The organism is Pseudonocardia sp., from assembly GCF_025465255.1.
In the GTDB taxonomy this organism is placed as follows: Bacteria; Actinomycetota; Actinomycetes; order Mycobacteriales; family Pseudonocardiaceae; genus Pseudonocardia.
On sequence record NZ_JAODNI010000228.1, the window covers coordinates 46182 to 52192 of the forward strand.

The window sequence follows — 6011 nt, forward strand, 5'->3', positions numbered from 1 at the left end:
CGGAGACTAGAGCGGGCCCCCGACACTTTTCGCCCGATTTGCGCCCCGGCGCTCGTGCGCGGCCGCGGGCTAGAAGAGGACTTCGGACACCGTGTAGATGACCAGCCCGGCGAGCGCGCCGACGACCGTGCCGTTGATCCGGATGAACTGGAGGTCCCGCCCGACCTGCAGCTCGATCTTCCGCGAGGTCTCCTCCGCATCCCACTTCGCGACGGTGTCGGTGATCAGCGTGGTGATCTCGTGGCGGTAGTGCCGCACGACGTAGCCCGCCGCGTCCGCGAGCCAGCCGTCGAGCTTCCCGCGCAGCTCCGCGTCCTGCGTGAGCCGGGCGCCGAAGCTCATCAGGCCGTCCCGGACCCGCATCCGCAGCGCGCTCGACGGGTCCGCCGCAGCGTCGAGGATCATGCCCTTGACGACGCCCCAGGCCTGCCCGATGAACTTCTGCACCTCGGGGTGCTCGACGACCTGCTGCTTGACCTGCTCGGCACGGGCGATGGTCGTCGGGTCCTTCTGCAGGTCCCCGGCGAACTCGGTGAGGAAGCGGTCCACGGCGTGCCGCAGCGGGTGCTCGGGGTCCGTCTTGACCGCCCAGGCGTAGGAGCGGACCTCGTTGAACAGCTTGTCCGCGACCATGTCGTCGACGAACCGCGGCGTCCACATGGGCGCGCGCTCGTGCACGACCCGCAGGACCATCTCCTGGTTGTCCGTGACCCAGTCGTAGGCGCGGTCGCACACGAGATCGACGAGCCGCCGGTGCGCCCCGTCGGCGAGGATCCCCTCCAGGATCTTGCCCAGCGGCGGCCCGACCTCCTTCTCCAGGATCTTGCGGACCAGGATCTGCTCGATGATCTCCTGCACGTCGTCGTCCCGCAGGACGGTGACGACGCCGCGCGCGGCCGTCGCGAGCTCCGCGGTGATGCGGTCCGCGTTCGCCTCCTGGCCGATCCAGGCGCCGACCCGCGAGGACACGTCGACGCGCCGGAGCTTGTCCCGCACGACGTCCTCGGACAGGAAGTTCTCGCCGACGAAGTCCCCGAGGCTGTCGCCGATGGTGTCCTTCTTGCGCGGGATGATCGCCGTGTGCGGGATCGGGATCCCCAGGGGATGCCGGAACAGCGCGGTGACGGCGAACCAGTCCGCCAGCGCGCCGACCATGCCGGCCTCGGCCGCGGCCCGGACGTAGCCTGCCCACGCCTGGCCCTGGATCTGCTCCAGGTAGCGCATGACGAGGAACAGCACCGTCGCGCCGAGCAGGAACCCGGTGGCGACCATCTTCATCTTCCGGAGGTCGCGCCGCTTGATCTCCTCGTCGACCGGGCCGAAGGCACCCAGCGGGACGGACGGCCGCGTCCCACGCCGCGGTCCGGGGGGCTCGGTCACGGGGACGACGTCGGTGCGGTCGGAGAGGGACACGAACCCATAGTGCCTGCCCGTGCGAACACTCGTCGTCCGGACCGGTCGGGCCCGGGTCGAGCACCGGCGCGTGTGCGGTGCGACCACCCGTCCGGCGGTCCGTCGCGCGGGCTCCCCCGGCGCGAGCGGTGGGGGCGTGCTGCCCCACGCCTCGGTCGAGACTCCGGACACCATACGATCCCCGAAGATGGTTCTGGCCGGGGCCGACGGTGTTCCGTCGGCCCCGGCCATGTTCGGGGTGCGGCTGCCAGGCTCGGGGAGAAGTGCTCCCCGCCGCCGAGCCGCACCAGGTGCGTCCGGGTCGTCCGGCGCGGGGCGATGCCCCGCGGGATCGCGGACGACGAGCCGGACGCGCCGGCGCAAGGGACTAGCCCTTGCGCACTCCGGCGACGACGGCCGCGACGGGCCGCTGGGCGCCCGGCTGCTCGTCGTCGTTCGCCGCCCGCCGCCGGACGGCGGCGGTCACGGCCTCGATGATCACGTCTGCGTCGGGCACCCGGTAGCCGACGAGCCCGGGGGCGACCCGCCAGTGCACCCAGCCGTCCGGCCGCTCCGTCGGCGGGGCGAGGACCCCGATGCCGTCGGTGTGCAGCACGACGTCCGCGTGCAGGCTGAGCTCGGCCGGGAGGGCGTGGTTCGGGGTCATCGGGAACCACCACGTGTCGTGCGGCGTCGCGGCGACCGGGACCACCTGGCCCTGGTCACGCAACGTGGCGCAGACGGTTCGGCCGACCTCGGCCGGCACCTCCACGATGTCGAGGACGGACCCCGTGTCGAGGAGCACGTCCGCGCCCGGCCCGGGGACCAACGGCCACCCGTGGTCGACGTACTCACGCGCGGCAGCCCTCAGCTCCGCGCCGTAGACGGCCCGGTAGCTGTCCCACCACGACATCGCCGACCTCCTTGGTTCGCCCGCCGGTGCGCCGTCGTCGGCGCCCCTTCACACATGAGATGAAACACCCCCTGAGAGCTCTCAGGTGTCCACTCGGGGGTGCCCGGCGGTGACCGCACGTGACGAGGAGACGAATGGAGAACGGGCCGACGAACGGCGCCCGGCCGACCGGTGACCGACGGCTCACCGGTTCCCGGACCGGGACGGGCGGCCACCGGGCGGCGAATGCCCTGATCCGGGCCCCGCCGGCGACCGTCCGTCCCGCGGACGAGCGGTGGATGATGTTCCGGTGCTGTTCGTCACCGGGGCCACCGGATATCTCGGGAGCGTGCTCGTCGACCTGCTCGTGCGCAGGTCACGGCCGGTGCGAGCGCTGGTGCGGGATCCGGGACGGGCCGCCGAACTGCTCCCCGCGGGCGTCGAGCTCGTCGCCGGGGACCTGGACTCGGACGATCTCGTGAAGGCCGTCGACGGCTGCGCCGCGGTCCTGCACCTGGCCGGGACGGTCGGCGGGACACCGGAGCAGGTGCGGCACGCGAACCTGGAGGGGACCCGGGCGATCCTGGCCGCGGCCCGCAAGGCGGGCGTCCCGCGGTTCGTGCAGACGTCGAGCAGCGCGGCCGTGATGGACGCCACCGGGCTCGTCGCCGAGGAGCCCGTCGCGCCCGCGGCGCTCAGCGACCCCTACTCCGCCAGCAAGGCGGAGGCGGACGCACTGGTCCTCGCCGCCGGCGACCTGTCCGTCTCGATCGCCTGTCCCGTCAGCATCTACGGCCCGAGCCCGCGCGGGCCGTTCAGCTACAACGGGCTCTTCCTGGAGGCGGCGCGCGGCACGATCACGACGGTCGTCGACGCGCCGATGGGCTGGGTGCAGGTGGCCGACGTCGGCGAGGGCCTGCTGCGCGTGCTCGACGACGGGGATCCCGGGAAGCGGTACGTGCTGTGCGGCGAGGTCGCGCCGTTCGGACGGGTGGTGAACACCGCCGCCGAACTGCTGGGCAGCCCGCACCGGGTGCGCACGCTGCCGCCCGGTTCGACCCTGGGACCGGACGCGCCGACCTTCGCGAGACGCTCGGAGGTCTACGGCGGCTTCCCGCCGGTGCACATGGACGACGCCGGTGCCCGCGCGCTGGGATTCGCTCCCCGGGGCGTCGACGAGGGCCTGACGTTCACCGCGGGCTGGCTGAAGAGGTACCTCTAGACGTGCCGATGCCGGCGACCCCGAAGGATCGCCGGCATCGGATCGCCCCTTGCTTACAGGGGCGGAAGCTCGTCGTAAACCGGAAGGTTCGTCAGAGCGGGGTCACGGTGTCGGCCTGCGGACCCTTGGCGCCCTGGCTGGCCTCGAAGGAGACGCGCTGGTTCTCCTCCAGGGTCCGGAAGCCGTTGGTCTGGATGGCCGAGTAGTGGACGAACACGTCCGGCCCGTTGTCGTCGGTGGCGATGAAGCCGAAGCCCTTCTCGGCGTTGAACCACTTGACGGTGCCCTGCGGCATAGCTATTTCTCCCACACACGGTACGGATCCGGCCGACATCGCGACGACCGGAGGCTGCGCGGGCAGGCCGCGCACCGAACAGGAGAACCCTCGGACCGCGCGCGGGGCCCGCTGTCACACTTCGCACGCACGCTGTCACGGCGATCGAGGAAGACACGACTGCAACCGGCTCGAACGCTACCAGACCCCGACGTGACGACGGCCGCACCGCAACGTGTACGGCACGCCCGCGCCGGACACGCGATCGCCACACCACCGCCGCGACCTCCCTGCGACCTGGCCGTTGCGCTACCGTTACCTGTGGTGGTCGTCGTAGAGGTGGGTCGGGTATCGCGCGCGGCATCGCCGCCGCCGTCCGTGACCGTGCCGTCACGACCTTCTCCGTCCGGACGACCCACCACCCCCCTCAGCGAACGAAGGTCAGGCATGCCCGCAGTCACCCACGAACGTCCGCCCCCTCCCGCCGCCGCCCCGGTCACCGCCGGGCAGCGAACGATGCTCGAGCAGGTCCTCGTCATCGCGTTCATGGCGATCCCGCCGCTCGCGCTCGCCGCCGCGGTTCCGCTCACCTGGGGCTGGGGGCTCGACTGGGTGGACGTCGGCCTCTTCGTGGGCTTCTACGTGGTCAGCGGCCTGGGAGTGACCGTCGGGCTGCACCGCTACTTCACCCACGGCTCCTTCAAGGCCTCGCGTCCGCTGCGGATCGCGCTCGCCGTGGCCGGCAGCATGTCGCTGCAGGGCAGCGTCGTCTCCTGGGTCGCCGACCACCGCCGCCACCACGCCTTCTCGGACAAGGAGGGCGACCCGCACTCGCCGTGGCTCTTCGGCACCGGCCCGCTGGCGCTCGTCCGCGGCTTCTGGCACGCGCACATGGGCTGGCTGCTCGAGCGGGACAAGACGAACGCCGAACGTTTCGCGCCGGACCTGCTCGCGGACCGCGACATCGTCCGGGTGGACGACAGCTTCATGTGGATCGCGATCGCCAGCATCGTGACGCCGGGCGTGATCGGCGGTCTGGCCACGTGGTCCTGGCAGGGCGCGCTCACCGCGTTCCTCTGGGCCGGCCTCGTGCGCGTGGCGCTGCTGCACCACGTCACCTGGTGCATCAACTCGGTCTGCCACATCTGGGGAGACCGGCCCTTCGCCGCGCGGGACCGCTCCGCCAACGTCTGGTGGCTGGCCGTCCTGTCCTTCGGCGAGTCCTGGCACAACCTGCACCACGCGGACCCGACGTGCGCGCGGCACGGTGTGAAGCGCGGCCAGGTCGACATCTCGGCGCGGGTCATCTGGTTCTTCGAGCGGTTCGGCTGGGCGCACTCGGTGCGCTGGCCGACCACGAAGCGGCTGGAGCGCCTCGCGGCGCGCTGACGCACCTTCTCCTCGGCGACGGGGCCCGGGCATCGCGCCCGGGCCCCGTCGTCGTGCGTGACGGGCGGTGACGAACGGGGCGTCGATCCTGCACAGCCGGTCACCGGCGGCCCGAACGAGTGACCGACGGCGAAGTCGTACGCTCTCGGGTGACGTGTCGTTCCGGGTCGGCCGCCCGGTCGCGCGCGCCGACGGCACGCCCGGGTGAGCCACCGCCGTCGACCCTCCTTCGGGCGACCCCGTCCGGGTACTCAAGCCTGCGCGGTGTCGCGCTCCGTGACGATCGCGGAATTCCGCCGATGAGGTGGGATTGAACCGGCTCTGGCGCGGGAAGGGGGCGCTCCGCAAGATCTCGCACGTCGAATCAAACCCGTTGGAGGCTCGTCGTGCGTTCACGAAAAGTGGCTCGGTCGGTCGTCGTCGTCGCGGTCGCCGGATCGGCCGCCCTCCTCGGCATGGGGACGGCCTCGGCGGCACCCGTCGTAGGACAGCTCCCCGTCCCCGCGGTACCCGCCGTACCCGCCGCGGTACCCGCCCTGCCCGCCGCGCCGGTGACGCCCCTCGGAGGCCTGTTGGGTGGGCTGCTGGCCACGGTCCAGGCCCTGCTGCCCTCGGTGCTCGGTGGCGTCGTCCCGGTCCCGGCGGTCCCCGTCGTACCCGCGGTGCCGGTCGTCGCGGCACTCCCCGCGGACGCCGTGCCGGCCGCGGCCCAGGAGCAGCTCCCGCTGCCGGCGGCGCCGGACCCCGCCGCCGCGGCTCCGGACCCGGTCGGCGCGCTGCCCGCGCCCGCCCTGCCCGCGCCTGCCCTCCCGGACCCCGGCGTGGCGGCACCGGCCGTGCCG

General features: G+C 72.8%; 5 protein-coding genes and 1 pseudogene. 3 read left to right on the top strand and 3 right to left on the bottom strand.

Annotated features, from left to right (window positions below; translation table 11 throughout):
* Positions 1 to 69 precede the first annotated feature (69 nt).
* On the bottom strand, positions 70 to 1278 hold the full coding sequence (locus tag JWP64_RS28695; protein ID WP_297503181.1) for a DUF445 domain-containing protein: 1209 nt from the start codon (positions 1276 to 1278) through the stop codon (positions 70 to 72).
* A gap of 502 nt (positions 1279 to 1780) precedes the next feature.
* Complete coding sequence (locus tag JWP64_RS28700; protein WP_297503174.1) at positions 1781 to 2305, bottom strand: hypothetical protein; 525 nt, start codon at positions 2303 to 2305, stop codon at positions 1781 to 1783.
* 274 nt (positions 2306 to 2579) lie between these two features.
* On the opposite strand from JWP64_RS28700, the gene JWP64_RS28705 reads away from it, so the two are divergent.
* Positions 2580 to 3506 (top strand): NAD-dependent epimerase/dehydratase family protein, encoded by a 927-nt coding sequence (locus JWP64_RS28705; protein WP_297503175.1) that lies wholly within the window; start codon positions 2580 to 2582, stop codon positions 3504 to 3506.
* A gap of 91 nt (positions 3507 to 3597) precedes the next feature.
* Here the strand turns inward: JWP64_RS28705 and JWP64_RS28710 are convergent, their stop codons facing one another.
* Entirely contained in the window at positions 3598 to 3801 is a 204-nt protein-coding gene (locus tag JWP64_RS28710; protein WP_297503176.1) for a cold-shock protein, read from the bottom strand.
* 495 nt (positions 3802 to 4296) lie between these two features.
* Between JWP64_RS28710 and JWP64_RS28715 the strand changes: the two genes are divergently transcribed.
* On the top strand, positions 4297 to 5169 hold the full coding sequence (locus tag JWP64_RS28715; protein WP_297503182.1) for an acyl-CoA desaturase: 873 nt from the start codon (positions 4297 to 4299) through the stop codon (positions 5167 to 5169).
* A gap of 386 nt (positions 5170 to 5555) precedes the next feature.
* Positions 5556 to 6011: pseudogene (locus JWP64_RS28720) on the top strand (hypothetical protein); the annotation flags it as partial.

What these genes read in the sequence shown, in the direction of transcription:
- JWP64_RS28700 (WP_297503174.1), bottom strand. Translation starts at nt 2,305, where the DNA reads ATGTCGTGGTGGGACAGCTACCGGGCCGTCTACGGCGCGGAGCTGAGG.
- JWP64_RS28715 (WP_297503182.1), top strand. Translation starts at nt 4,297, where the DNA reads ATGCTCGAGCAGGTCCTCGTCATCGCGTTCATGGCGATCCCGCCGCTC.
- JWP64_RS28695 (WP_297503181.1), bottom strand. Translation starts at nt 1,278, where the DNA reads ATGAAGATGGTCGCCACCGGGTTCCTGCTCGGCGCGACGGTGCTGTTC.
- JWP64_RS28710 (WP_297503176.1), bottom strand. Translation starts at nt 3,801, where the DNA reads ATGCCGCAGGGCACCGTCAAGTGGTTCAACGCCGAGAAGGGCTTCGGC.